24 protein-coding genes are annotated in these 24,636 nt (G+C 48.7%); 4 read left to right on the forward strand and 20 right to left on the reverse strand.

The annotated features are described in order from the left end of the window. Positions 1–94: 94 nt before the first annotated feature. The 4 genes from NtB2_RS07480 (at position 95) to NtB2_RS07495 (ending at position 4,411) form a co-directional block, all read left to right on the forward strand. Positions 95–877, forward strand: coding sequence for a DUF4931 domain-containing protein (locus NtB2_RS07480; protein ID WP_109246331.1), 783 nt, complete (start codon positions 95–97; stop codon positions 875–877). A 353-nt stretch (positions 878–1,230) separates the two neighbouring features. Beyond that, complete coding sequence (locus tag NtB2_RS07485; RefSeq protein WP_109246332.1) at positions 1,231–1,443, forward strand: hypothetical protein; 213 nt, start codon at positions 1,231–1,233, stop codon at positions 1,441–1,443. Then, positions 1,436–1,732 carry a type II toxin-antitoxin system RelE/ParE family toxin gene (locus NtB2_RS07490; protein ID WP_109246333.1) on the forward strand — a complete coding sequence of 99 codons (297 nt, stop codon included), beginning with the start codon at positions 1,436–1,438 and terminating at the stop codon, positions 1,730–1,732. The genes NtB2_RS07485 and NtB2_RS07490 overlap by 8 nt, the downstream gene beginning before the upstream one ends. 57 nt (positions 1,733–1,789) lie before the next feature. Continuing rightward, a complete protein-coding gene (locus NtB2_RS07495; RefSeq protein ID WP_109246334.1) occupies positions 1,790–4,411 on the forward strand; it encodes a YfhO family protein in 2,622 nt (873 codons plus the stop codon). A 40-nt stretch (positions 4,412–4,451) separates the two neighbouring features. On the opposite strand, the gene NtB2_RS07500 is transcribed toward NtB2_RS07495, so the two are convergent. The 20 genes from NtB2_RS07500 to rpsP all read right to left on the reverse strand — a co-directional run bounded on the left by NtB2_RS07500 (position 4,452) and on the right by rpsP (position 24,623). After that, a complete protein-coding gene (locus NtB2_RS07500; RefSeq protein WP_109246335.1) occupies positions 4,452–6,554 on the reverse strand; it encodes a heavy metal translocating P-type ATPase in 2,103 nt (700 codons plus the stop codon). 58 nt (positions 6,555–6,612) lie between these two features. Continuing rightward, positions 6,613–6,852, reverse strand: coding sequence for a heavy-metal-associated domain-containing protein (locus tag NtB2_RS07505; protein ID WP_174683340.1), 240 nt, complete (start codon positions 6,850–6,852; stop codon positions 6,613–6,615). A gap of 16 nt (positions 6,853–6,868) precedes the next feature. Beyond that, positions 6,869–7,309, reverse strand: coding sequence for a CopY/TcrY family copper transport repressor (locus tag NtB2_RS07510; RefSeq protein ID WP_109246336.1), 441 nt, complete (start codon positions 7,307–7,309; stop codon positions 6,869–6,871). Positions 7,310–7,412: 103 nt separating this feature from the next. Further along, positions 7,413–8,420 (reverse strand): DUF916 domain-containing protein, encoded by a 1,008-nt coding sequence (locus tag NtB2_RS07515; RefSeq protein WP_109246337.1) that lies wholly within the window; start codon positions 8,418–8,420, stop codon positions 7,413–7,415. Then, the gene (locus tag NtB2_RS07520) at positions 8,413–9,510 is read right to left on the reverse strand and encodes an Ig-like domain-containing protein (protein WP_109246338.1); all 1,098 of its coding nucleotides are present in this window, start codon (positions 9,508–9,510) and stop codon (positions 8,413–8,415) included. Before NtB2_RS07520 ends, NtB2_RS07515 begins: the two co-directional genes overlap by 8 nt. A 23-nt stretch (positions 9,511–9,533) precedes the next feature. Continuing rightward, positions 9,534–12,155: a hypothetical protein gene (locus tag NtB2_RS07525; protein WP_109246339.1), complete on the reverse strand. Its 2,622-nt coding sequence runs from the start codon at positions 12,153–12,155 to the stop codon at positions 9,534–9,536. A gap of 3 nt (positions 12,156–12,158) precedes the next feature. Then, positions 12,159–13,808: a beta strand repeat-containing protein gene (locus NtB2_RS07530; RefSeq protein WP_165814981.1), complete on the reverse strand. Its 1,650-nt coding sequence runs from the start codon at positions 13,806–13,808 to the stop codon at positions 12,159–12,161. Positions 13,809–14,040: 232 nt separating this feature from the next. Continuing rightward, positions 14,041–14,913, reverse strand: coding sequence for an L-serine ammonia-lyase, iron-sulfur-dependent, subunit alpha (gene sdaAA / locus NtB2_RS07535; RefSeq protein WP_109246341.1), 873 nt, complete (start codon positions 14,911–14,913; stop codon positions 14,041–14,043). Between the two features lie 12 nt (positions 14,914–14,925). Beyond that, positions 14,926–15,597, reverse strand: a complete 672-nt coding sequence (gene sdaAB / locus NtB2_RS07540; protein WP_109246342.1) for an L-serine ammonia-lyase, iron-sulfur-dependent subunit beta — start codon at positions 15,595–15,597, stop codon at positions 14,926–14,928. A gap of 511 nt (positions 15,598–16,108) precedes the next feature. Next, positions 16,109–17,356, reverse strand: coding sequence for an NAD(P)/FAD-dependent oxidoreductase (locus NtB2_RS07545; RefSeq protein WP_109246343.1), 1,248 nt, complete (start codon positions 17,354–17,356; stop codon positions 16,109–16,111). Between the two features lie 157 nt (positions 17,357–17,513). Beyond that, on the reverse strand, positions 17,514–17,870 hold the full coding sequence (locus NtB2_RS07550) for a hypothetical protein (RefSeq protein WP_225867060.1): 357 nt from the start codon (positions 17,868–17,870) through the stop codon (positions 17,514–17,516). Between the two features lie 147 nt (positions 17,871–18,017). Beyond that, a complete protein-coding gene (locus NtB2_RS07555; RefSeq protein ID WP_109246345.1) occupies positions 18,018–18,809 on the reverse strand; it encodes an alpha/beta fold hydrolase in 792 nt (263 codons plus the stop codon). A gap of 8 nt (positions 18,810–18,817) precedes the next feature. Next, positions 18,818–20,224 carry a C69 family dipeptidase gene (locus tag NtB2_RS07560; protein WP_109246346.1) on the reverse strand — a complete coding sequence of 469 codons (1,407 nt, stop codon included), beginning with the start codon at positions 20,222–20,224 and terminating at the stop codon, positions 18,818–18,820. Beyond that, positions 20,221–21,417, reverse strand: coding sequence for a CCA tRNA nucleotidyltransferase (locus NtB2_RS07565; RefSeq protein ID WP_109246347.1), 1,197 nt, complete (start codon positions 21,415–21,417; stop codon positions 20,221–20,223). Before NtB2_RS07565 ends, NtB2_RS07560 begins: the two co-directional genes overlap by 4 nt. A gap of 70 nt (positions 21,418–21,487) precedes the next feature. Beyond that, complete coding sequence (locus tag NtB2_RS07570) at positions 21,488–22,330, reverse strand: DegV family protein (protein ID WP_109246348.1); 843 nt, start codon at positions 22,328–22,330, stop codon at positions 21,488–21,490. A gap of 8 nt (positions 22,331–22,338) precedes the next feature. Beyond that, entirely contained in the window at positions 22,339–22,734 is a 396-nt protein-coding gene (locus tag NtB2_RS07575; protein WP_109246349.1) for a DUF1149 family protein, read from the reverse strand. Positions 22,735–22,769: 35 nt separating this feature from the next. Beyond that, the gene (gene trmD, locus NtB2_RS07580; RefSeq protein ID WP_109246350.1) at positions 22,770–23,504 is read right to left on the reverse strand and encodes a tRNA (guanosine(37)-N1)-methyltransferase TrmD; all 735 of its coding nucleotides are present in this window, start codon (positions 23,502–23,504) and stop codon (positions 22,770–22,772) included. Further along, on the reverse strand, positions 23,504–24,019 hold the full coding sequence (rimM, locus tag NtB2_RS07585; protein ID WP_109246351.1) for a ribosome maturation factor RimM: 516 nt from the start codon (positions 24,017–24,019) through the stop codon (positions 23,504–23,506). Before rimM ends, trmD begins: the two co-directional genes overlap by 1 nt. A gap of 40 nt (positions 24,020–24,059) precedes the next feature. Next, a complete protein-coding gene (locus NtB2_RS07590) occupies positions 24,060–24,296 on the reverse strand; it encodes a KH domain-containing protein (RefSeq protein ID WP_109246352.1) in 237 nt (78 codons plus the stop codon). A 54-nt stretch (positions 24,297–24,350) separates the two neighbouring features. Further along, positions 24,351–24,623, reverse strand: coding sequence for a 30S ribosomal protein S16 (gene rpsP, locus NtB2_RS07595; RefSeq protein ID WP_109246353.1), 273 nt, complete (start codon positions 24,621–24,623; stop codon positions 24,351–24,353). Positions 24,624–24,636: the final 13 nt, after the last annotated feature.

Here is a 24,636-nt window from a genome sequence, read left to right on the forward strand (position 1 = left end):
GAAGGCTGAAAGTAATAATGTTGACAGCTCATTGTAGCACATTTCCCAGTTTTTTCAAACAGCTTTTACTTCTTAATTCTGCTAAAATATTTTTATGACAAAAGAAAGCAATCAAGTCCGGGAATCGCTTGTTTTTAATCCCGAAATCAATAAAGTAAAATTCTCCACGACTGGAAATACAGCCTGTCCCTTCTGTGAAGTGGACCAGCTGACTGATATTTATAAGACCGACGGCCATAAGATTTGGCTGAAAAATAAATTTCCGACTATCGAAAAGGCTGAAATGACGGTCATCATCGAGAGCGACAAGCACGTGGGGGACGTTTCCAATTATGGAAAAAAGGAGAATCAAGAGATTTTCCGCTTTGCCTTTAACTGCTGGGAAGAGATGATTGCCTCTGGCAACTTCCGCTCTGTCCTGATGTTCAAGAACTTTGGTCCCAGGTCTGGTGGCAGTCTTCGCCATCCCCACTTCCAGGTGGTCGGCCTGCCCAATGTCAACGGCTATGCTGAAATCAAGAAAGAAAACTTCAGCGGCCTCCTCATCCATAAAAACTCGGTCGACATCACTCTCTCAGACCACCCTGTCATGGGCTTTGTCGAGTTTAACGTCAGCATACGTAGCCTTTCAGCCGTCGAAAAGCTCGCTGACCAGGTCCAAAAGATTACCGCCTTCCTCCTCAGCGACTACATGCACGGCCACTGCGACTCTTACAACCTCTTCTTCTACCATTTTGAAGACCAGTACATCTGTAAAATTGTCCCCCGTTTTATTACCTCGCCTTACTTCATTGGCTACAAACTCTCTCAGGTCAATAACCAGGACTACCTGGAAGAGCTCGCCGAGACCCTCCGGAAGCTTCTCAAGGCGGACTAATCTTCCCTAACAAAAAATAATTCTGCCCAAGTGGACTGCAGGAAATTCTGAAAAGCACTGTGAAAAAAGCAAAAGGCGAGACCGTAAAGGCTCGCCATTTAGCATAAAAAGAGGAAAACTTCGTTTTCCTTATTCGCAGATTCTCTTGGAGAACTCTGGCCCTTAATGCTCCCTTAGGTCGCATTGTTGACTCAGAGTTCTTGCCAAGCGAACGGGCTCCACAGCATTCTCCCGGATTTTTTGGAACACGCCACAAGACCCAATCATCGGGCCTTTTTATGTAAAAGGCAGTCCTTAAATTACGTTTGATTAATTGTGATATAATAAGGTAAAGAGAAAGCGAGGTAACAATTATGGAAGCTTTATTAAAAATTAAGGGTAATGAGGAGGAAGTGGTCATCATTACTAAAGGAGAATATGATGCCTTGGTCAAGGAGAATGAGAAGTTGAAGTCTCAATTAGGTTTGTCGTATGGTCTTCAAAAAGGGTTGATTTCTGGTTTAGAGGGGAAGTTTACAACCCCAGAAGATATTCGCTTAAAGAGGGCGGAGTTATCGTATGAGTAAAGAGGTAATTCTTTTACCTCAAGCTGAAGAGGATTATTTTCGTTTGCGAGTGTTTCTTTTTAATCAAACTCATTCTAAAAGTGTTATCCAGCGATTTGACAAGGAATTTGATACTGCAGTAGAGCATATTAAAGAGAATCCTGATGTATCTCCATTTGAACGGGAGCCTATTCGTAAGAAAGTTCAATGGAAGTATCTATATTTCTATATTGAATTATCTGATAAGATAGAGGTTATTAGGATTTATCACGAAAGTGAAGATTGGCTTAGCGAACTTTTGGAACAATAGAGACTTGATGAGTTAGTCAAGTCTTTTTATTTCCCCTCAAAATAGTATAATAAGACTATGATTTCATTCATTAAAAAATATAAGTTTGCCTTGATTGCTGCCTTCCTTATTCCGGCAGTCCTTTTGGGCTTGGCTTATGCCCTCGAGGGCATCTACTGGGGGAGCGGGACTTCTGTCCTGGCAGGCGACGCCTACCACCAGTACGTCGCCGTCCTCAGCATGTACGGCAATATCCTCCATCATCCTGACCAGCTAGGCTTTCTCTATACTTTTACTAGCGGACTTGGACTGAATCTCTACGCCTTTTCCGCCTATTATATGGGCAGTTTCTTTATGCCAATAACGGCCTTCTTCAATGTCCAGAACATGCCGGATGCCCTCTACCTGATTACTCTCTTAAAATTTGGGGCCATCGGCCTTTCAGCCTTCATTGCCCTGAGAAATCTTTATCAAAAGCCAAGGACCCTCGTCATCATCGCCTTTTCAACGGCTTATGCCCTGATGAGTTTTCTGACCAGCCAGGTCGAAATCACCATGTGGCAGGATGTCTTTATCCTCCTGCCCCTGATTATCTGGGGCCTCCACAGCCTCCAGGATGCGGGTCGCAGACGGCTTTATTTTATCAGCCTGACCATCCTCTTTATCCAAAATTACTATTTTGGCTTTATGGTGGCCATCTTTGTCCTCCTTTATTTTCTTGCCCGCTCGACCTTTAGAAAATGGAGCTGGCGGAGCTTCCTTGACTTTGCGGTCACTTCAGGCCTTGCTGGACTCACGAGCCTCATCATGCTCCTGCCCATGTACCTGGACCTGCGGGCCAACAACAGCCAGGCCCTCTCCAGCACGACAGCCCTCCTGACTGAAAACTCCAAGCTCCTCGACCTCTTTGCTAAAAACTTTGTCGGTAGCTATGACACGACCCAGTACCAGGCCGTCCCAATGATTTATATCGGCCTGATCCCCCTGAGTTTTGCCCTCCTCTTCTTTTTGAATAAGGGCATCCGCCTTAGGACGAAGCTTGCTTTTGCTGGCCTCTTTGCCATTCTGATTGCTTCATTTTACCTGCAAAAGCTGGATCTATTTTGGCAGGGCATGCACTCGCCCAACATGTTCCTCCACCGCTATGCCTTTCTCTTCAGCATTCTCGTCTTGATTTTGGCAATGGAAACCCTCGAGCTTTGGCATAAGGTCAAGCTCTGGCAGATTTTCACAGTCTTTATTTTCCTGATTGCTGGCTTTAGTCTGACTTATTTTTCAAATGACTATGGCTACCTCAAGCTGAGTCTGCTGGCCATCAGCCTGCTCTTTCTACTGGCCTATCTGGCTCTGCTTGTCGCTTATCGCAAGGGCTGGATCATGGCTAAGGTATTTGTTATCATTCTTAGTATTTTTATGATTGCCGAAAGCGGCATGAACAGCTTTTATCAGCTTGACGGCATCCAAAATGAATGGCACTTTGCCTCTCGGAGCTACTATGACAGCCAGGCCAAGACCCTGGCTCCAATCGTCAAGAAAATCCAGGAACGCCAGGGCAGCCTCTTTGCCAGGACTGAAAATACGACGCCTGACACAGCCAATGACGGCATGAAATACGGCTTTAACGGCATTTCTCAATTTTCATCTGTCAGAAACAGCAATGCCAGTCGGGTCATGGGTCAACTCGGCTTCCACACCGACAGCACCTATCTCAACCTGAGATACACGGGCAACAGCCTCCTGATGGATAGCCTTTTCAATGTCGCCTACAACATCAATCAAAGCCAGCCTGAAAAATACGGCTTCAGAATGCTCGGCGAGTCCCTCTATTTCAATCAGGAGGTCGCAGGCCTCGGCATCTTTGTTCCCGGAGCTTTCCAGGATGTCAAGCTGACTAAAGACGACGAACTCGCCAACCAGACCAAGCTGGTCAATGCCCTCGCTAAAGATAGCCTGACCTACTTCAAGCAGGTCTATACGACGAGCGAGCAGACCGACAATAAGATCACGAGCCATCCTTCAGGCCTCCTCAGCCTGACTGGCAAGACACCTGGCAACACAGACCTCTCCGTGACCTACGGTATCACTGCCCCAGCAAACAGCCAGCTCTATCTCAAGGTGCCCAACATTTCCTATGGCAATGAATCAGCTAGCTCGACCAGAATCACGGTCAGTGAGGACCAGGGTAAGAGCATCAGCCCGATTGCGACCTATTCTGTGGCCAGCAATGACAGTGGCGACCTCTTTAATCTGGGGACCTACCCTAAGGACACGCCCCTCAAGGTCACGCTGGCCTTTCCTGATAATCCATCGGTCAACTTTGACCGGACCTCATTTTGGGCCATGGACACCAAGGCCTACAGCCAGGCAATCAGCAAGCTAAGACAGACCCCTGTCGTCAGTCAGACCGTCAAAAACGGGATTGAGATGGGCCTGACGCCTAAGAGCTCCGGCCAGGTCTTCATCAGCCTCCCTTATGACAAGGGCTGGTCAGCCAAGCTCGATGGCAAGGCCGTCAAGATAGAAAAGGCCCAGGACGGCTTTATGAAGGTCGACCTGCCTGCAGGCCAGCATGAGCTCAAGCTGAGCTTCTTCCCGCAGGGCTTGAAGATTGGGATTGTTAGTTTTATCCTCGGCATCCTCTTCTTCATTGGCTATGATTTCTGTCTTTCTAAGAAAAGACGGGATAGGAAAAATCTATAACATTAAAAAGCTGAGAGCATCCGTCTGCCTCAGCTTTTTTTTATTTTAATTTTGCCCTCGTGAGTAATAAAGAATTCAATATCACAGAAACGCTCGACAGGCTCATAGCAGCCGCTGCAAGCATGGGATTTAATAGGCCGAGCGCAGCCAGCGGAATCCCGATGATATTGTAGACAAAGGCCCAAAAATAATTTTGAAGAATCTTTCTAATCGTCTGCTTTGAAATATCTATCAAGAGGGGAATCTTGTCCATCCGACCAGAAATCACGGTCACGTCACCAGCCTCCATGGCAATGTCTGACCCCGTCGCCATGGCAAGGCCGACATCAGCCGATGCCAGGGCCACCGCATCATTGAGGCCGTCGCCGACCATCATGCTCTGCTCAGCAGCCTGGATAATGCCCGCCTTTTCTTCTGGCAGAAGGCCTGCCTTGACTTCATCAAGACCAAGCTCTTCTTGGACCTTGCGGGCAGAGGCTTCATTGTCGCCGGTCAACATGACGGTCTTCAGGCCTCTTTGCTTGAGCTCTGCAATGGTCTCAAGACTCTCTGGCTTGACCTCAGAGCTAAAGACCGCTTTGGCCAGGAGATGGCCTGGCGTTGCCAGATAGATGACACTATCTGAGCTGGCTTCGACATCCAGACCAATATCGGCCATCAATCTGGCATTCCCAGCAAAATAGCGACTGGCGTTAATCTGACCTGAGAGGCCACGGCCGGCCAGCTCCTCAATTTGCTTAACCTCAAAGAGCTCGCCCTCGTATTTGACCGCCTTGGCCAGGGGATGCTTTGAGCCTGCCTCCAGGCTTGCTAAAAGCTTGAGCTCGCTTTCACTGCCATCAAAATTGGTCAGCTTAAAGTCGCCCGTCGTCAGGGTTCCAGTCTTGTCAAAAAAGATGGTTTTCGTCTTATGGGCAAGCTCCAAGACATTGGCATTCTTGACTAAGAGTCCATGCTTGGCCGACAGGCCCGTCCCTGAAATAATGGCTGTCGGTGTCGCCAGGCCCAGTGCACAAGGGCAGGCGATGACCAGCACTGCCACAGCATGCATGATGGCCGTCAAGAGACTGCCAGCAATCAACCAGGTCCCTATAAAGGTCAGCAGGGCAATTCCCAAGACAATTGGCACAAAGATGGCAGAAATCCGGTCAGCCAGACGCTGGATATTGGGCTGAACTGCCTGGGCCTCAGACATCATCTCGACCATCTTGGCAATCGTCGACTGGTCAATATCGTGGATGACCTCTGCCCTAATCTCGCCGTCCAAGTTAATCGCCCCTTCATAAAGGAGCTCTCCTTCTTCCTTTAAGACAGGCAAGCTTTCACCGGTCAGATGGCTCTCATCAAAGCTGGCCTGACCCTGAATGATTTTCGCATCCAGTGGGACCTTTTCGCCGGCATAGACCTTAATTTGTTCGCCGATTTTAACTTCTTCTAGGGGCAGGTCGCCGTTCAGGCCGTGCACTACTGCAAGACGGCTCTCCATCAGGCCAGTGATGGCTTCGGTCGTCTTAGCCTTGGCATTCTGCTCCAGGACCTTGCCCATCACAACCAGCGTGATGATGACCATGGCAGACTCGAAGTTCAGAGCCTTTTCCTGGCCCATAAATAATCCTAAAACCAGGCTGGAAAAGTAGGCGACCGATGTTCCCAATGCCACCAAGACATCCATATTGGCCGACTTATTTCTCAAGGCATGGTAGGCCCCTTTGTAAAATCTGGCCCCGATGACAAATTGCACCGGCGTAGCCAAAATCAGCTGGAGCAGTGGCTGATGAAGAAAGTGAACCCAGGCCAGATGCCCAAAGCCAAAGAGCTGGGCAAACATGGCGATGAGGAGGGGCAGGCTAAGGATAATACCTGCGACCAAAGAAAGCCGTAAGCGCTTGACCCGTCTGAGCTCTTGGGCGACAATCCTCTCCTGGTGGCCCTTGTCATTGACAATCGCACCGTAGCCTGCACTTTCAACCAGGGCAATGATGTCTGCATCTGAAAGACTGTCGTCAGCGACGACCTTGGCCTTTTCGGTCGCCAGGTTCACACTGGCCTCGATGACCTGGTCAGACTTGTTGAGGGCCTTGCTTACGCTGGTCACACAGTTGGCACAAGTCATACCTGTAATTACAAAGTTTTGACTTCTCATTTTTCTATCCTTTCTTTGCTCGACAAGAAAAAGCTCCTAATCCTAGGAGGCTTCTATCTTACTCTGCGACAAGATGGTAGCCTGCCTCGTCGACAACACGCTCCATCTGCTCAAAAATATTGTGTTCTGCTTCGAGGCCCAGATCAGCATCTGTAAAGCGGACTACGGCTGTCTGCTTCTTGAGGGCAACCTTGCAAGACTTGACGCCTTCGACAGATTCGATGGCCGCACCGACCTTCTTGACACAGTGCTCGCAGGTCATTCCTTCGACCTTATAGTTCATCTTTTTTCCAAACATTATATTTCTCCTTTTTTTAACCTGCTAATAAAACGTGTTGACACTGACAAGACTTGCTGTCTTCCAGACAGCTACAGCTGATGTCATTGTCTGTCTTTTTAGCTTTTAACTGCTCAATCAATAGCTCAACATCGGTCTCGCTGAGCTTTGCCTGATCAATCATATCTCCCAACAGTTGACCTTGCTTAGTCTGGCAGACCTTGTCCAAGAGCTCCTGACTCATCAAACGAATCGCATCACACTCAGAAAGTGTCGCTTGATAAATAAAGCGACGACCTTCTTTTTCTGTGCTCAGCATCTCTTTCTTAACCAAACGACCTAACAAAGTCTTAATTGTGGGAAGCGACCAATCATGGCGGCTCGCTACTTGGGCTTCAACATCTGCGACTGTCGCCTGTCCCAAAGACCAAACCACACGCATGACAACCATCTCAGCATCCGAAATATTAACTTCCATTTTTGCCCCTTTCCTTAGTCTTTAATTATAGTTTACACCTGTAAATTTTATTTGTCAAGGTTTTTGATTAAAATTTCACAAATTATAGAAAAAGCCGAAACGCTTAGCTTCGACCTTTTTTATAATAAAGTCCTCCGAAGATAGCGAAGACAAGGAGGAGGCTAACTCCGATAATGAGCCAGGGCAGGAGGCTCGACTTGGGCTTAATCGTCACTGCTTCTCCGATGGCTTCCTTCTTCTGGCTGATGGTCAAAGCCTGCTTAAATTTCCAGGCATAGTCGTAGTGACCACCCTGATAGCTATATTTCCCAGTGGCATCTTGCTTGGCATAGGCAGTCAGACTGGCCTGATACTCGCCTGCAGGGACCTGCCCAAGCAGCTTTCTTGGGATAGCGAGCTTAAAACTAGAGTTTGGTGCCATTTCAAGCTTACTACTATGATAGTGGTAGACCTTGCCGTCTTTTGACTTGAGGCTGAGGTCCAGCATGAGCTGGTTCATATAGGCCATGGCTGGGTTTGCCAGGCCTAATGTAACATTACTATTATCAGCCTCGAGTTTATCGAGCTCCAAGCTTGGAGCGACTGCTCTTGTATTCTCCTGGAGATTCACAGCCAAGGCATACTGGTAGAGGCTCTGGACCCTGAAGTTAGAGCTGGCCTGATTTTCGACGCTAAAGTTAATCCCGCCTGCGATGACTCCGTCAAATTGAGCCTCAGGCATCTTGAGCTTAAAGCTTACTTTCTTACTTGAAACAGCAGGAATCTCGACCTTGTCAGGGCCTTTAAGATAGTCTTTCAGATTGTATTTCAGCGAGGCATCCGGCTTCTGACTTGAAGGACTATAAGTAATCAAACCGTTATCATTTGTCAAAGCAGGGGCCACGCTGATATCGACTGTGATAGCCTTTTGACCACTATTGACCAGGTCAAGGCTGAGCTCCTGCGCTTTGCCATCTCCAAGTAAAAGATCAAACCAGCTGGCCTGCTTATTGACCTGATTGCTGGGCAAGTCAGGGATGACGCTCAGAGGATTGTCAGCGTCTGCCTTAGCTGTCTTGACAAAGGCCACTGAGCAGAGGACAACCATGAGAATGACTAACTTCTTAATCATGTTGACCCTCCTTTTTTCGCCTCAAGAGAAGGCCGGCGAAGAGGATAAAGGCCAGAGCTGGAATCACCAGCAAGCCAAGGCCTCGTCCACCTGTAAATGGAAGGAGAAAGGCTGGAGTGGTCGTAGCACTCGCAACAACAGTCGTCTCCACAGGCTCACTCTCGCTCATCCCAGGAATGGTCTGGCTGGCAATGACTTTATCGCCTGCCTTGAGCTCTACTGAGTTCGGGAGATTGAGGCTCCAGTTGCCATTGGCGTCGACCGTAGTAGTCAGGATAGTACCATTAGGCAGTGTAATGCTTATCGTCGCTCCAACAGCTGAAGTCCCTGCCTTACCTGATGTGCCAGAGATGGTCCTATCGCCCGCCATAATTTGCTTGAAATCAGGCGGTGAACTCTGGGCGAGACTTGAAGCTGAAACTATCGTAGACACAGGACTGGAAACCACCATATTAGGCTCGGTCTGGGTCGCTGTCAATTTATCACCAGCTTTCAGCTTAATATTACTCGGCACTTTAATCGACCAGCTCCCATCGCTCGCTACTTTTGCTGAAGCCGATGAGCCGTCAGGGAAGGTCAGGAGGATGGTCCCGCCGATACCTGCCGATCCCGCCTCTCCGTAGGTCCCGCTAATCGTCGTATCGTCGACCGTCACAGGATTAATCGTCGGTGGGACTGAAACAGTGGCTGTTTTGGACAGGACGGTCGCATAGGCCGGGTTGGAGGCCACAGCGTTTGGCGTGACGCCTGGTTGCGGTGTCGGTGCCTGGGTGGCTGACAGCTCTTGACCAGCGACCAAATTGATGCCAGAGGGCAGGCTGACCGACCAGTTGCCCTGGCTGTCGACCAGGACTGAGAGCTGTGAGCCATCGGGCAGGTTCACTGTGACCGTGTCGCCCGGCAGGCCGGTTCCAGAGATGGTCCCATCGCCTTCAGTGACTGTATTGATCACAGGCATATTGGCCTGGTTGCTATAGTCAAAAATCGCTGTAGAGGTCGACACAGCCTGGACTACTACTGTAGCTGTGTTAAGCAAGAAAAGAGCTCCTAAGAAGATGAGGAGAAATAGAATTTGTTTGTAATTTTTCATGTTTCTCCTTTCTAAGTGGGAGCTTAATTTCCTGGTCCATTGGTCAAAGTCCAGACCAGCTTGTCCTGGCCAGTCAGGTTTCCTGCCAGCTGTCCTGGGAATGACAGGTAAAATCTTGGTGTGATACTGGTCGTCTCAAAGCCGTCTGCATCTTCTCCACCTTGGACCGCCTGGTTGTCATAGACGACAGAGGCTGTCCCAGAGATATTTTCCGGACTGCTTGGACTGTAGTCATCGAGTGCTCCTACTGCCGTCGAATTGGCAGAAGCCCCTTGATTGTAGATTGTTCCGCCGTTTGAGAAGATGTTACCTGTCTGGTCATCTTCGACCGTGAGTTGCCAAGCTGTCAGATATGAAGTCCGGCTATCATAGACGGTCGCTGTAGCTGTGCTTGAAGTGACCATGGGGATATGGCTCCAGTCCTTTGGTGGATTCCCTGTCGTATAATTGCCAAAGTCAATATTCGGCACTGATTTCAGAGTCAAGACCCCTGCCGGCATGACGGTTAGCGTGACGCTCGTCGCCACGCCGTACTGGTCGGTCGCAAAGGTCAGCGTCGTAGTCTGGAGATTGCTTGAGGTCTTATCAATATTTTGCAGCCAGCTGTAGACGCTTGAGGCGTTGGTCAGGCTGGTAGTAGCCGTGCTCGAGCCGATGCTGGCCTTGACGTTGGCACCAGCAGCTCCGACTGATGTGTTGGCCCCTGCTAGGTCTGTCCCCAAGGCTTGGGCTGTGTTGTCATTTTTAAGAATGTCCTGGGCCTGTTGCATGGATAGGACCACATTGCTAGCTGTGATAGAGCCAGGGATAATCAAGATAGAAATGGTCTGGCTATTGCTGCCACCCAGGCCGTCAGGAGCTGAGAAGGTGACCTGAAATTTGGTCCCAGCAGGAATCGTCCTTGCTGACATGTCCTGAATCATCTGCTGGTAGAGCTGGGTAGCCGTATAATTAGGGCCCACAGCATAGGTCGACTTTTTGCCGTCAGGCGTGGTCTCGCCCCAGCCAATGATGGTAATATTATCTGAGCTAGCGGTCGCATTATTTGCTGTCGTCGCTGTTGCCCCTGAAAAATCAATCAGGTCCTGGGCAATCTCGTGATCACTCTTCCCTGAAGCAAGGGCAGCTGACATGTCTTTGGCATAGCCATTGACAATCTGGGTCACGGTATTGCCGCCAGAAGCTGTGAGTGAGCCTGCCTCGACAGTGATGGTCCCTGTCGCAGCAAGGCCGTTGACTGAGCTATAATCCACAGCAATCTTGGTGCCGACGGCCTGATTAGCCGTATTGCTCAAAGCTGTAGAGAGGGCTGTCGAGAAGCTTGCATCGTCCGTATAGTTGATGGTGACCGGACTTCCGCCAGGCGGTGTGATCACTGCATGGAGGGGACTGATAGCAGCACTAGAGCCGTCATAGTAGGCTGCTGTAGGCTTGAGAAGCGCTGCAATCTCGGCATAGCTGTTGCTTGATGCTGCAATCTTCTGCTCCTGTTGGCTGGAAATTCCAGCGTCAGAAACAGAAATCGTTGGATTTTCAAGCGTTGGTGGGGTGACATTACCGCTATCAGAAATTGTATCATCAGGCTTGACATTATAAATCAGGAAGCTGGTCCCATTCTGGCCATTTGATGTTGGCAATGTCCAGTTGGTAGGATTCAGGGCGTTCCCGTTGATGACGCTCTGGCCGTTCATAAAGTTGCCAGGGAAGAAGCCCCAGAAGCTGCTGGCACTGTTTTGCAGCATGTAGCTGCTGGTAAAGGCCGTCGGATAATTATAGTCAGCCGAAGAGTCTGGCACTTCGCCGGGGTTAGTGGCATCGGCTGTCCCCGGTGCATAGCTGATATAGCTTGAGTTGGTATTATAAATAGGTGAGTCTGAGCTCAAGACCAGAGGGGCAGCAGGTGCCACTGTACCTGAGGCTGGCCACTCCCACTGAACATAGGAAGGGCTGGTTCCAATCTGCGGCGTTTGCACCTGGGCATGTCGGATGAAGTTGATCTTATCGCTGCCTGAGATGGTCTTAAATGTGGCTGGGTTAGTCACAGAGAAGGTCGAAGAAGCTGGATAAATCAGCTCTGCCAAATTGTTATAAGTCGTACCTGAGACCGTATTGTCAAAGTAGCTGGCATAGCCTAAAGAAGTTCCTGAGCCAAAAAAGCCGTTTTGACCTGAGTTGGTCGACAAACTTGGGTTGATATTCCAAGTTCCCGCACCGGTCGTCGTATTTGAGCCGTCAATCTGGAACTGACGGATATTCCCCTGAACCAGTACGACGTTATTAACATTCACCCCGTTGACAGTCTGCTGGAAGTAGTCATCGATATAAGCCTGACCGCTCTTGGGGTCATAACCGTTGACTTCAACAGGGTTAAGCCCGGTCGTCTTTGCACCTGGCGCTGGGATAATCAGCATCAAGTGCTGGTAGTAGTTCCCTGTTGAACCCCAGAAGGTCCCGGTCTGTGCCGGATTATCATAGGTCCCGTAAGGAACACTGGCCAAAGGCTGCCAAGTCAGTGTGGATTGACTCGTGAAGCCTGTCTTTTGAATCAGGTCAGAACTGAGGATGGGATAGGCGCCAGAGCTATTGCTCGCTCCACCACTATAGCCATAGTAGTAATAAGAACGCAGATAGTTGTTCGGCGTCAAAGATCAGGCCCCCACCTGAATCATCACATTGTTAGGGGTCAGTTCATTATTGCTATTCAGCGTTCCACCGCCCAAGCTGTTATCAACAATCCCGGAGTTTTCACCCATATTGAGCTGACCAAAGCCAGAGTAGCTGGACTGATAGCTTGCCGTTGAGGTCACACCTGTCCCGCCATTGTAGATGTAGCCTGAGCTGGCCGACAGGTTGAGCTCGTTGTTGGCTAGCAGGTTCAGGCTGGTAAAATTGTGGATGAGATTCGCCGTGAGCTTGCCCGGTCCTGCTGGACTCGCAGTCCTAGAGCCAAGATACAGCGTGGCTGTGTTCGTGTTTCCTGCTGTACTGCTATTTGTGAAATTATCATTGCCATCGGCCCCGCCAGAGATTTGAGGGACTGTAGCAGCGTTGATGTTCATCAGGCTGGAAGAGAGAAGGCCGCTATTACTGGCCAGATTGTAATTACTGGCATTGATGTCATTTGTGAAATTATAGCCAGGGCTATTGACTGAGACCGTAATGAGGCGTTTAGTATTGGCCGTTGTTGGAGCTGTAGTTGCCCCATCACCGTAAATCGTCCCGACCGTTGTCCCAGAGAGGTTGGATAGTCCTAGGTTGACATTACCTGCGACCTTGCCATTGGGGGCAGTCCCTGTGACATTAAGCTTGCCAGCTGTAGCTCCAAGGACATCTACAAAGCTATTTCCCGTAACCGTACCTGATGTCGCAAAGGCTCCGTAGAGATTAGCTGTTGTCGCATTACTGCTGTTATAGGTCAAATTCGTATTGCCTGAAACGCTACCGGCATTCCCGCCTGCATAGGCATTGACCGTCCCGCCTGAAGTATTGGTCAGGCTAACCGCTGTTGAGCCTGTGACCGTACCTGCTGAGTCATTACCGCCGTAGATATTCAGGGTTCCTGAGCCTGTTGAGGCAAACCAGAGGTTGGTCTGGGCGACATTGCCTGAGTCAGTCCCGCCGTAAATATTGACCGTAGAGCCCGTAAAATAGGCCCCGCCACGGATGGAGAGGTTATTGCCCTGGGCATAGAGCTTGGTCGAGCCAGCCAGTGTGATATTGCGAAAAGCCGTATTGACACCAAGATAGGCAGTCTGAGGCAGGCTAATCACAGCTGAAGCTGTATCCTGGCTCGGACCAGAGGTCAATGAGTCTGCAGGGTCAGAAATCACAGTCAGGCTCTTAGCATAGCTCGAAGTCAGGCTGGCAAAGTTCATATTGCTAGCCGTCGGCTGACTTATCACAGTCTTAGCCATCGTCGCAGAGCTCAGGCTGACGTCAGCCCCGATATAGAGGGCGTAGTCAGAGGTCGGACTAGCCAGTTTATAAATGGCGTAAAGGGCGGCCTGGACATTGGCGTCAGAGACAGTCGTACTGCTGTAGACGGCCGTCCCCTTACTGCTGAGGACTGTTATGCCCGTCTTTGTGACATTTCCAGCGACAGAGCTGGTATAGCCAAAGTTGTTATTGGCCATGGTCACAGGCACATCCGTCGCCGCCGACACCTTATGAGGCTGGGTCAATTCTTGATAGAGGGAGCTGATGAGCGGCGTCCCGGGCTTCACAGACTCATTTTTGACAGCAGAAAAAAGGCTGGCGATAGAGCCTGTCGGGAGCCCCGCCAGCAAGCAACAAGTCAAAAACGTCCCTAAGAGCCTCGCTCCCAGCCCACTTTTCTTTCTCACTTTTATTGGCCTCATCCTTTATCATGAAAATAAGTCCAGGAAGTAGCCTGGGCTTATAAGTTTTCTGAAAATTTTACTGTACCTATCTTATCATAGAGGGCTTAGAAATTTCATAAATTAGGATTACTATTTTTAGCCAAAAAAGCCGAGCCTTAACAGACTCGACTTTTACTGAATAAGCTATATTTTAAGCCTTCGTCACAAAGACTTCTTCCATCAGGCGACGACCTGTTGGTGTTTGTGCCAGACCGCCTTCAGCCGTCTCACGGAAGGCAGATGGCAGAGTCCGTCCGACATTATACATACAAGTCACGACTTCATCAACAGGAATCACTGGAGCCACGCCAGCCAGGGCCATATCGGCTGAAATCATGGCCTGTGAGGCACCCATGGCATTACGGTGGACACAAGGGACCTCAACGAGGCCGGCCACAGGGTCACAGATCAGGCCCAGCATGTTTTGCAGGGTCAGGGCAATGGCGTAGCCCGCCTGCTCAGCCGTCCCGCCAGCCGCGATGACAAGTGCAGCAGACGACATGGCAGCGGCCGATCCGACCTCAGCCTGACAGCCACCTTCAGCCCCGGAAATCGTGGCATTGTTGGCAATAGCCAAGCCAAAGGCACCCGCCGTGAACAAGAACTCAATCTGCTCTTCATGGCTCAAGAGCAGGCGTTTGATGGCAGCCCGAAGGACCCCAGGCATACAACCCGCAGAGCCTGCCGTCGGTGTCGCACAAATCAAGCCCATCTGGGCATTGACCTCATTGACTGCGACAGCGTCTCGTGCAGCTCCGAGGATGATCTCGCCAGAAAGGGTCTCGCCCTTGTTGATGTATTCGTTCATCTTCTTGGCATCGCCACCGGTCAGGCCAGTCAGAGATTTCTCGCCCTTAAGGCCTTCTTCAATAGCCCCCTTCATGGTCAGGAGATTGCGTTCCATGAGCTCCCAAATCTGCTCCCGGTCACGGCCTGACTGCTCCATTTCCTCAGCAATCATGAGCTCTGCGATGCTTTTATAGTTTTTACTTTCTTCGATCAAATCTGAAATTGTCACAAACATATTTCTTACCCCTTATTGGAAAAAGTTGACAGCAAAGAGCCGTGGGAGTTCTTTCATCTCATGATAGGCTTCTTCAACATTGTTGTTGTCGACCTCAAGAATCATGATAGACTTCTCACCCTTGGCCTCACGAGTGACGCTCATCTGGGCAACGTTGATGTCATATTTTGCAAGGACATTCGACACCTGAAAGAGAATCCCTGGCACATCCTGGTGGACCAGGACAAAGGTCGGCATGCCGGCAGAGATAGAGATGTCAAAGCCATTCAGCTCAGTGACCTGAATCAGACCACCACCGATGGAAATCCCAGTAACCGTCATTGTACGGTCACCCTTTGAGACAATCAGACGGGCAGTGTTGGGGTGGTCAGCCTTATCGTCCTTGTGGGGCACATAGCTGACTTCCATCCCTTGTTCGTAGGCAAGCTGTGGGGCATTCCGCAGGTCCTTGTCGTCTGGGTCCATGTCAAGCAAACCAGCAACCAGGGCCACATCAGTCCCGTGCCCCTTGTAGGTCTTGGCAAAAGACTCATAGAGATGGATTTCTGCCTTATCCGGTAACTCTCCAAAAATGGAGCGGACAATTTTCCCAATCCTCGCTGCACCAGCCGTGTGCGAACTACTTGGCCCAATCATCACAGGACCAATAATGTCAAAGACACTCCGATATCGCAAATTATCCATGCTTAACCTCCAATCGCTTGCTGAAAGCGTTATTATTTACTAAGTGAATTATAACACTTTTTCGGTTGGCTGGCTAGTCTTATCTTGAGCTTTTCTGCTAATAGGGCGGGCTTGCTCCGCTTCAGAAGGCGGGGATTGGCTGTGTGGCCAGAAGCAAACCGATTCACGGTCTCATACCTAAATTGGGAGCCTTACGGTCTCCCAATTTTACTATTTACACAGCCATTCCCCGCCTTCTAAGCCTTCGCCCGACACTTGGGTTTTTACATAATTTATTACCATGATAAAGAATCTAAGATATAAGCCAAACAATCTTCAGGTAGAAGTGGAGCGGAGGAAAACAGGGCAATTTGCAGTGAAAACTGGCAACTCCAGAGACCGTAAGGGCTCTGGAGTTAGCAATGGAAGGGCAAAGCCCTTCGCTTGCGGCCACACTGCAAATTGCCCTGGTTTCCGTAGCGGAACGACCCAAAAATCAAGAAAAAAAGACCTCTAAAGGCCTTATTCTCTATTAAACTTCTCCGTGATTAAAGAGTTGGTCTTTAATATACTTGAAGAAGTATTTGCCTGAACGAATTTCAAAGGTATAAACAAGGTAAACCATGTGCTTCATAAAGTTGGCGGCTGTACCTGTGAATTTCATGTTTCCAGCTTTACCTACGGCATAACGTGAGCCGACTGAAACGAAAGTGCCACGGTAGTGACCTTCGAAAGCAACTTTTTGTCCGCCTTTGATTTCAGCTATGATGTTTGTTGCTGCCACAGCACCTGTTTGTTCAGCTGCTTCAACGATTTGTGGTTGTGGACGTCCGTCAACGATAAAGCCTGAAACGTCACCGGCAACATAGACTCCTTGACCTTCGTAGCCGATCGCTTCCATTTGTGCATTTGCTGAAAGACGATGACCACGCTCAGTTTCATTGAGGTGGTATTTTCCTGCTTCAAGATTTCCTTGAACACCCGTTGTCCAGAACAAGGTGTATCCTGGGATTTCTTTAGCAACTTTTTCTTCGTCACGTCCACCAACATTTACCATAATATGGTCTTCAGCAACGGCTGTAATCCCATGATTTACCAAGATGTTGATGTTCTTAGATTCCATGTAAGCTTTCGCTTTATCTGCCAAATCACGATCCAAAACATTCATGATTGTAGGCATCATTTCAACGACATTGATGGTAAATTCTGACTCAGGAATACCATATTTTTTAGAAGCTTTACGGCGCCAGTCGATCAATTCACCTGCAAGCTCAATCCCTGTGAAACCTGAACCTGCGACTGAGAATGTCAAAATTTTCTTACGTTCATCAGCATCAGTTTCTTTTTGAGCTTTTTGAACCATTTCTTTCAAACGGGCTTTGATGCGGAGCGCATCATCCATGCCCCACAAAGTATAGCCGTATTCTTTAACACCAGGCACACCAAAGTCATTTGGTTCAGCACCGATAGAGACCACGACGAAATCATAGTCATAGCTTGCCTTCTCAGTGATGACTTTCTTATTGGCTTCATCAATTTCGACCACGCTGTCTTGGACCAGGCTCACATTTTTGAACTTGCCAATCGTGTGCTTGAGTTCATATTTGACCGCATCTTCTTTGACACGGCTCGCTGCTACTTCGTGGAGCTGAGTCATTGAAGTCTGATAGCTATGCTTATCAATGACTGTGATTTCAGCATCTTTCAGACTCTTTGCCAACTTACGGGTCGCAGAGACACCTGCAAAACCAGCACCAATAACAACAATTTTCTTAGACATCTAAGTGTTCTCCTATATTTAATACATTTACAAGTTTGTGAAAATGTGAATTTTCCTCATTAAATTATATCCTTTTCCTTTTTTTTTATCAATTATTTGAATTGCAAATTTAAGAAAAAGCCTGTCATAGACAGGCTCTAAAATATGAACGGGTCGCTTAGACCGTCACCGTCTCCATCACTGAGCGTTTCACGACCGTTTCAGCCATGCCGAGGCTCTTGGCAAAGGGAATAATATACTCGAGATGTTCTTCCAGGTCTTCTGTTTTCACACAAGACATCCGACTACAGCCATTTTGCACCTCGATGGTCACCATGTGGTCGTCATCAATGAAGAGGTGGACGCAGTCACAGTCGCCCTGATGGATGGAAACACCAAGGACTGTCCCGTCCTCTAACTCACAGGTCTGAGCCCCGTGAAGGTAGGAATCCACGACCAATTTCATAATTTCATTGTCAACAGAATTTGTCTTAGGCATCTTGTAATCATGCACGTCGTGTGCAATGTGTTTCATTCTCATCTTAGCTCCTTTCAAAAGCTCTGATTTATCTTTAAATCCATTTTAACAGAGAAGATTATGAGAACAAAATGAAATACATGAGATAAAAATGAGCTCGAATGATACCAAAAAGCAGGACCAGCCGGCCCTGCCTTCCTAAAATCAAAGACTGTCTAAAAAATCTAAGACTTTTTGATTAAATTTTTTCGCATCTTCAATATGGAGAATATGCCCACAGCCCTCAAAAATCAGAGCTTCAGACTTGGGATGCCCCTGAAGGTCCAGTGAAGCCACAGCATGCTCTGGCGGGAAAATCGGCGACTCGCCACCCGCCAAGAATAAATGGGGCGTCGTCTCCCGCTTGAGATTCTCCCGCCAGTCCTGCAGAATCACATTTTGCAAGAGTGGCTGGAAACGCCTAAAGTCAAAGGGATACATCCCCTTGCCCAGAATCCGCTTGGTCTCGTCTGAGAGCTGTTTCTGGGTCAGCTTGGTCCGGGGGAAATCCCTCATAAAGTCAGTCAGAGCGGCCAGCTCATAACCCCAGCCATCGAGCCAACTATCCGCCTTCAAGAAGCAAGGCCCCTGGTCTTCTGTGACAACCGCCAGAATGCCCCCGTCAGTATAGAGCTCTTCAAAGGCCATGATAGTCGCCGCCCCCATAGAGTGGCCAACAAGAATCGGCTGGCGAATCTCCAAGCCGTCTAGCAACTCTTTCAGGTCCTGGGCCAAGCGATGAATCGTCAAGCCATAATCTACCCTATCACTGGCCCCATGGCTCCGGTGGTCATAGGTCAGAACCTGATAACCAGCCTCCACAAAGTCTTCCAGCTGGAAATGCCAGGTCACCTCGCTCGAAGAATAGCCACCAATCAAGACCATCGTCCCTTTAGTAGCTTCTCCATAAAGATGATAATTCAATTTTATCCCGTCGTTAGTGGTAAAAACTGTCATTCTAATCCTTAATCGTTAAAGTCAAAACGCAATTTCATATTTGCTGAACCCAGGATGACCAGGCGACCCAGCAATTCACGTTGGGCCTCAAAGGCAAGCTCAGCCATCTTTTCATTGGCTTCCTGAAGCTCAGCAGCCCTTGTCGCTATCTTATCCGTCTCAGCTTGGATAGCACGGAGCTTACCACCTGTTTCCAGTGCGTACATGTCACGCAGGTCGACAAAGAGGTTGTAGTTGCTATCGCCAAGAACAGCTGTCGTCGCTGAGAGCCAGTACATATTGGTTGGGTCGTAGTTGCCGGTCGCATCACGGTATGAGGCTGGCGTATCTTCCACGTTGGTGTAGAATGGCACAACATGGTTGAAGGTATTGGCACCAAAGGCCAGCCATTGCACTCCTGCGAGGGCCTCAGGGACATTGTTGCGGACCTGGAGAATGTGGACGCTGTGGTTACGGTTGATCCCAATCGGACGGAAAAGCTTGCTCTCTTCTTCAGTGTTGGTCGTGCCGTAAGGGTCGTACTTGGTATTCTCAAAATGGCTAGAGAGCAGGACCTTGACATCTTCGACAGAAATCTTTTGGCTGGCCTTGACAATGAAAGGCAGATCATGGTCTTGAGGGTCTTCAGTGACGTGTCCCAAGAGCTTTTGGCCATACCAGGTCCGAGGGTTGTTGTAGACCGTGTCCTTGATGCTTGATGAACCAAAGATGTGACGGAGGTTGTAATTGCCGTCCAGGTCTGGGTTCAAGAGATTGTCATCAATCAGGGCTTTCAAATCTGAAGAAGCCAAATAATTTGCAGTATCATTAAAATCAAAATGGTCAATGTTCATCCGGTTTGGAGCGACAACATAGCTGTCGTCTGGAATCCGGACCGCAGCCCAGTGATGACCACCGATAGTTTCCAACCACCAGACCTCATCCTTGTCAGCAAAAGCGATGCCGTTAGGCTCATAAGTTCCGTATTCGGCCAAGAGGCTACCGAGTCGTTCCACACCTTCTCGGGCAGAGTGGATGTAGGGCAGGACAATCGTCACGATGTCTTCTTCTCCCATGCCATTTTCGACATAGGGGTCAAGACCCAAAATCCGGCTGTTGGTCGTGATGGTCTCTGTCGCTGACATGGCGACATTGTCAGAGTTAATACCGGCCGCAGCCCAGATACCACTGTCAAGGACTGCGTTAGGTGTGGAGGTATAACGCATAGGATTTTCAGGTAGGTCAATTTCAAGACCGCTCAGGACCGCCTTATAGTAGCGGGGTTGCTCGTCAGGATGCACGACGACAAAACGTTGAGCATCCAATGCTTCGTGGCCGTCGTCATTGCGGGCAATCAGGGTTGAGCCATCAAGGGTCGCATTTTTACCTGCCAGCACAGTTGTACATGAACCTTTTGGTCTTTGATTGATTTTCATTTGAGTTCCTCCTTGGCAAAGGCGAGAATCGCTTCCCGCTCATTGCTGATTTTATTGTTAACAATTTGATGTTCAATGGCCTTGAGCAGTTGACCAAGCTCTGGGCCAGGTGTGATATTGCAGGCAGCCATCAGCTCTTTTCCACTCAGGGCAAGCTCTGATTTGTCGTGGATTTGAAGACTGGCGTCGAGATTCTTAGCACGACCTTTTTCTATCGCTAATCCTTCGGCCTGCTTGAGCTCATCGACAAGCCCAGCCGTGTCCAGGCCATATTGGTAAATGCTCTCCAGCGTCCAGGCCTCCAGCTGATAGGCTGAGACAATGTCCGTGACCTTTTTTATAAAGGCATTGGAGCATTTCCATTTGCGGAGAATTGCCTTGAGCCCTGGACTCTCCTGCTTGACATAGATGGCTGACCAGGCCTGCTCGGCATTCTGAAATTGGAAGTTGCCATAGGCAGAAAGCATGGCCTCAAGGCCAGAGAGCTCTAGCTCTATCAGGTGCTGATAGGCCTGGCTTCTGATGAGGGCTTCAAGGCCTCTGGCCCAGTGCTCAGCCGTCAAGAGCTTGTCCAGCTCAATGAAAATCCGCTCGACAGAAATTTTTTCCAATAATGGAGCACAGGCCTTCATGGCCTCGAAGGTCGAGTCCTCTATCTCAAAGTCAAGCGTGGCTGAAAAGCGCATGGCTCTCATGATTCTAAGGGCATCTTCATTGAAGCGTTCCGAGGCAGCACCGACCGCCCGGATTTTCTTGGCCTCAAGGTCTGCAAGGCCGTCAAACTGGTCGATGATATTGCCATGAATATCGCAGGCAAAGGCATTGATGGTAAAGTCCCTACGTTTCAGGTCTTCAGACAGGTCTCTGACAAAGTCGACATGGTCGGGCCGCCGATAGTCGGTGTAGGTCGACTCGGTCCGGAAAGTCGTGACCTCATAGTGCTCTTCTTCTGAACGTCCAGCCAGGACCAGGACCGTCCCGTGCTCGATCCCGATATCAATCGTATAGGGAAAAATCTTCTTGATTTCTTGCGGATAGGCCGAAGTCGCAATATCTACATCGTGAATAGGCCGGCCTAGAAGGACATCTCGGACACTCCCACCTACAAAATAAGCCTCAAAGCCGGCCGCAATGATTTTTTCCAATACTGGCTTGGCCCGCTCAAATTCAAGAGGCAACTGATCAATCTTCATAAGTCCTATTTTATCAAATTTTCAATTAAAAAAGGGAAGTCCGAGGGAACTTCCGCTAATAAAATAATCGCTATTTTTTAGGACTCATGGCATAGGCCAGGGCACCAAGGCCTAGATGGGTCACGATGACTGGGCCAAAGCTAACTTTCTCCACATCTGGAAAGCCTTGTTCAATGGCGTAGTCATAAAGTTCTTGGGCCTGTTCATCCGCTTCAGCATGGATAATAAAGATTTTATGCTTTTCCTTATCTCCAAATTTGAGCAAGAGCTTCTTCAGCTCTGCCATGGACTTCTTCTGGGTCCTGACCTTGTCGTAGACTTCGACATTTCCATCTTCGGAAAATTGAAGAATCGGCTTGATATTAAGCAGACTGCCGAGAATTTCTCCGCCTTTAGACAGGCGACCTCCCTTGGCCAGCCAATGCAGGTCGTCGACCAGCATAAAGGCGTAGTCGTTATCAATCTGGTACTGCAAGAAGCTGAGGACTTCGTCAAAACTCTTACCTGCCGCAGCCATATCCAGTGCCTGCTCAGCCATAAAACCCAGAGGGCTCGATGTGATGAGTGAGTCTGGGAATTTAATTTCCATTTCTGGAAATTCGTCCTGCAGGTAGAAGATATTTTGGTAAAAGCCAGAAATCCCTGAGCTCAAAAAGAGGCCAATGACATGGCTATAGCCCTTTTCCTGCAAGGATTTTAAGAGCTCTGATAAAACGGCAACACTAGGCTGGGCAGTCTTTGGGACATCCTTGCCCGCCCGCATAAGCTCGTACCAGTCTTCGTGCGTCATCTTTGAAGGCTCATAGTCTATTCCATCAATGGAAATAGGAATTTCTAAACGATAGAGGTCTGCATGCTCCAAGTAGTTGCTAGCAATATCTGCAGAACTATCTGTAATTACTGCTAATTTCATAGTCATCCTTAAAATTCAAGTTGAATACCGGGTTGGTCCAGTGCAATCTCAGTGTTTTCGTAGACCAGGCGTTTGAGGAGGTCAAAGAGAGGTGCTGCGAGCTGTTCCATGTCTTCTTGGGTGAGTTCGTCTTGTTCTGAGATTTTTTGATTTTTTACAATGTTGACCTGGCTCAAGAGGCCTGAAATCACAAAGGCGTCCATTGGGAGCATGTACTGGAGGATGACCGCAATTCCGGTATCTTCTTCGGCAATGCCTCCTTCAAGTTCCTTAGGATCAAGGAGCTGAAGGTTCACGTTCATTGCGTTTTCTGGTGCCCCGTTTTCTTTTTCCCATTCCAGGTTTCGAGTATCAAAGTGAAATTGATTGACGATTTCTTGTTTACGTTCGAGTGTTAAAGCCATTTGATTTGCTTCCTTTTCTATATTTTTCTATTTTATCATAATTCAGGATTTTCAGCTTGAGCCCTGAGTTGACTTAAAATCTTTGCTTCTTCTGGATTCGCATCGTAGTTTTCCAGTAGGTCAGGCCGGCGTTCCAGGGTCTTTCTTAAACTTTCCGTCAATCTCCATTTACGGATATTTTCATGATGGCCACTCATCAAGACATCTGGCACTTTCAGCCCTCGGAAGTCCTCAGGCCGGGTGTACTGGGGATACTCCAGGAGGCCTGAAGAAAAGCTGTCGTCCTCGTGGCTGGCCTGCTTGCCTAAAACTCCTGGAATCAGGCGGACAACACTGTCAATCATCGTCGTCGCTGCAACCTCGCCACCGGTAAGGACAAAGTCTCCTAGCGAGACCTCATCGGTCACCAGACTCTTAATCCGCTCGTCATAGCCTTCGTAGTGGCCACAGATGAAGACTAGCTGTTCTTCTTGGGCCAGCTCTTCAGCCATCTTCTGGTCAAAACGCTTACCAGCAGGGTCCATCAGGATGACCCGGGCCCCATCGTGAGGAATCTTGTCCATGGTGTCAAAGATGGGCTGGGGCATCAGCAACATGCCTTGCCCACCGCCGTAAGGCATATCATCCACATGCTTCTGCTTGTTATCTGCATTTTCCCGAAAGTCGTGCTTATGAATTTCGACAATTTCCTTTTCCTGGGCCTTGCCGACGATGGACTGGTCAAGTGGGCTGAACATCTCAGGAAAAATCGTTAGAATATCAATCCTCATCAGTCATCCAGCCCTTCCATGATGTCGACATTGACCCGTTTATCAGCCACATTCACCTCTAAAATCACGCTGGGAATATAGGGCAAAAGCAGGTCCCGCTTGCCTTGACGTTTGACCACCCAGACGTCATTAGCTCCCGGCTGGAGGATTTCGACAATGTCGCCGATGTAGGCTTCATCCTCGTAGACCTTACAGCCGATGATTTCATGATAGTAAAACTCGGTATCAGAGAGCTCAGACTGATTTTCTTCAGCAATCTGGAGGGTCATCCCCTTAAATTTTTCGACATCATTAATATGATAATAGCCGTCAAATTTAACCAAATACATGTTTTTATAAGGCTTGGCGGTCTTGACCTTCATGTCCTGGACATAGTTGCCCTGCTCGTCAAAAAGGGCGAGGATACTGCCCTTGGCAAAGCGGTCCTCTGGGAAGTCTGTCGTGTGAAGGATCCGGAGCTCGCCCTGGAGGCCTTGCGTATTTACAATCGTGCCGACTTTGTAGTAATTTGTCATGCTTTTATTATAGCAAAAAAAGCCTGCTAAGAGGCATTTCTTACTGGTCCACCAACAAACGAACCTTCTTCCCCTCAACAGGCACAAAATAAACCAGCGTCCGGATGGCTTGAATAATCCGTCCCTGACGGCCAATCACACGGCCGATGTCGCTTTCAGCAACCTTGAGGTGGTATTCCATGTATTCTTCACCTTCAGTGATCTCAAGTGAGACCTGGTCAGGCTCTGTGACCAGTGGCTTTACGATGGTCATAATCAATTCTTTCACATCTGTCATGTCTATACGCTCCTTTATGTGAAAATAAGAGCACTGAATCCAGTGCTCTTATAATTATTTACTGAATTTTGATTCGTGGAATTTCTTCATGATGCCAGCTTTTGACAAGATGTTACGAACAGTATCAGATGGTTGTGCACCTTTGCTCATCCAGTCAAGGATACGATCTTCTTTCAAAGTCACTTGGTTTTCTTCAACGAGTGGGTTGTAAGTACCAACTGTTTCGATGAAACGGCCATCACGTGGTGAACGTGAATCAGCAACGTTAATACGATAGAAAGGTTTTTTCTTAGAACCCATACGAGTCATACGAATTTTTACAGACATGGTTTTCTCTTTT

The sequence above is a fragment of the Lactococcus termiticola genome, assembly GCF_003116835.1.
GTDB classification, from domain to species: Bacteria; Bacillota; Bacilli; order Lactobacillales; family Streptococcaceae; genus Lactococcus; species Lactococcus termiticola.

Coding starts and splice junctions, on each gene's coding strand:
- sdaAB (WP_109246342.1), bottom strand. CDS start 15,597: ATGGATAATTTGCGATATCGGAGTGTCTTTGACATTATTGGTCCTGTG.
- NtB2_RS07500 (WP_109246335.1), bottom strand. CDS start 6,554: ATGAGAAGTCAAAACTTTGTAATTACAGGTATGACTTGTGCCAACTGT.
- NtB2_RS07560 (WP_109246346.1), bottom strand. CDS start 20,224: ATGAAAATCAATCAAAGACCAAAAGGTTCATGTACAACTGTGCTGGCA.
- NtB2_RS07495 (WP_109246334.1), top strand. CDS start 1,790: ATGATTTCATTCATTAAAAAATATAAGTTTGCCTTGATTGCTGCCTTC.
- NtB2_RS07485 (WP_109246332.1), top strand. CDS start 1,231: ATGGAAGCTTTATTAAAAATTAAGGGTAATGAGGAGGAAGTGGTCATC.
- NtB2_RS07510 (WP_109246336.1), bottom strand. CDS start 7,309: ATGGAAGTTAATATTTCGGATGCTGAGATGGTTGTCATGCGTGTGGTT.
- rimM (WP_109246351.1), bottom strand. CDS start 24,019: ATGACAAATTACTACAAAGTCGGCACGATTGTAAATACGCAAGGCCTC.
- NtB2_RS07555 (WP_109246345.1), bottom strand. CDS start 18,809: ATGACAGTTTTTACCACTAACGACGGGATAAAATTGAATTATCATCTT.
- NtB2_RS07550 (WP_225867060.1), bottom strand. CDS start 17,870: ATGAAACACATTGCACACGACGTGCATGATTACAAGATGCCTAAGACA.
- NtB2_RS07545 (WP_109246343.1), bottom strand. CDS start 17,356: ATGTCTAAGAAAATTGTTGTTATTGGTGCTGGTTTTGCAGGTGTCTCT.
- NtB2_RS07515 (WP_109246337.1), bottom strand. CDS start 8,420: ATGATTAAGAAGTTAGTCATTCTCATGGTTGTCCTCTGCTCAGTGGCC.
- sdaAA (WP_109246341.1), bottom strand. CDS start 14,913: ATGTTTGTGACAATTTCAGATTTGATCGAAGAAAGTAAAAACTATAAA.
- NtB2_RS07590 (WP_109246352.1), bottom strand. CDS start 24,296: ATGACAGATGTGAAAGAATTGATTATGACCATCGTAAAGCCACTGGTC.
- NtB2_RS07505 (WP_174683340.1), bottom strand. CDS start 6,852: ATGTTTGGAAAAAAGATGAACTATAAGGTCGAAGGAATGACCTGCGAG.
- rpsP (WP_109246353.1), bottom strand. CDS start 24,623: ATGTCTGTAAAAATTCGTATGACTCGTATGGGTTCTAAGAAAAAACCT.
- NtB2_RS07565 (WP_109246347.1), bottom strand. CDS start 21,417: ATGAAGATTGATCAGTTGCCTCTTGAATTTGAGCGGGCCAAGCCAGTA.
- NtB2_RS07490 (WP_109246333.1), top strand. CDS start 1,436: ATGAGTAAAGAGGTAATTCTTTTACCTCAAGCTGAAGAGGATTATTTT.
- NtB2_RS07520 (WP_109246338.1), bottom strand. CDS start 9,510: ATGAAAAATTACAAACAAATTCTATTTCTCCTCATCTTCTTAGGAGCT.
- NtB2_RS07480 (WP_109246331.1), top strand. CDS start 95: ATGACAAAAGAAAGCAATCAAGTCCGGGAATCGCTTGTTTTTAATCCC.
- NtB2_RS07570 (WP_109246348.1), bottom strand. CDS start 22,330: ATGAAATTAGCAGTAATTACAGATAGTTCTGCAGATATTGCTAGCAAC.
- trmD (WP_109246350.1), bottom strand. CDS start 23,504: ATGAGGATTGATATTCTAACGATTTTTCCTGAGATGTTCAGCCCACTT.
- NtB2_RS07575 (WP_109246349.1), bottom strand. CDS start 22,734: ATGGCTTTAACACTCGAACGTAAACAAGAAATCGTCAATCAATTTCAC.